We start from the raw sequence: 1,059 nt of genomic DNA on the forward strand, positions 1-1,059 counted from the left end.
GACGGCGCTGGCACAGATCTGGGCGGAGCTTCTCGGTGTCGAGCGGGTCGGGCGCCACGACAACTTCTTCGAACTGGGCGGCCATTCGCTCCTGGCGGTGCAGCTGATGGAGCGGCTGCGGCGGCTGTCGCTGGGGGTGGAGGTGCGTGCCCTGTTCGCCAGGCCGGTGCTGGCCGATCTTGCCGCAAGCCTGGGCAGCCATCACGAGGTGGCGGTGCCTGCCAACCTGATCACCGAACACAGCACGGCAATTACGCCGCAGATGCTGCCGCTCATCGAGCTGGCCCAGCCGGAGATCGACCGGATCGTCGCCACGGTGCCCGGCGGCGTCGGCAACATCCAGGACATTTATGGGTTGTCGCCGCTGCAGGACGGCATCCTGTTCCATCATCTGCTGGCGACGAAGGGCGATCCATATTTGCTGGTCTCGCAGATGGCGTTTGCCGAGCGCGGCCAGTTGGAGCGCTATCTTGGCGCCGTTCAGCAGGTGGTGGACCGACACGACATTTTGCGTACGGCCTTTGTCTGGGAGGGGCTGTCGAGCCCGGCCCAGGTGGTGTGGCGGCGTGCGCCGCTGGAGGTGACCGAGGTCGAGCTGGATGCGTGTGACGGTTCCGGCGCCGAGGAGCTCAGGCGCCGGTTTGATCCGCGCCGGCACCGCATCGGCCTTGGCCGCGCGCCGTTGTTGCGGTTTGGGATCGCGCGCGAGCCCGGCAGCGGGCGCTGGCTGCTGCTGGAGTTGCAGCACCATCTGATCGGCGATCACACGACGCTGGAAGTGATGCATGCCGAGGTGCGGGCCGTGCTCGGCGGGCAGGCGCATGAGCTTGCGGCACCGCAGCCGTTCCGCAATCTGGTGGCGCAGGCACGGCTGGGTGTCGATGCCAAGGCGCATGAAGAGTTCTTCCGCTCGATGCTGGCGGACATCGACGAGCCGACCATGCCGTTCGGGCTGAGCGAGGTGCGCGGCGACGGCAGCGGGGTCGGCGAGGCGCGGCGGATGCTGCCGCAGGCGCTCAACGATCGGCTGCGGGAGCAGGCGCGGCGGCTGGGGGTGAG

Annotated in this window: 1 protein-coding gene; it reads left to right on the plus strand. The window is 68.6% G+C overall.

Features of this window, described 5'->3' with window-relative positions; genetic code table 11:
• Nucleotides 1-1,059: condensation domain-containing protein (locus tag NKJ84_RS33020; RefSeq protein WP_352510005.1), on the plus strand; the 1,059-nt coding region annotated here is incomplete at both ends.

Source organism: Mesorhizobium sp. M0048, assembly GCF_040323405.1.
Classification (GTDB): Bacteria; Pseudomonadota; Alphaproteobacteria; order Rhizobiales; family Rhizobiaceae; genus Mesorhizobium.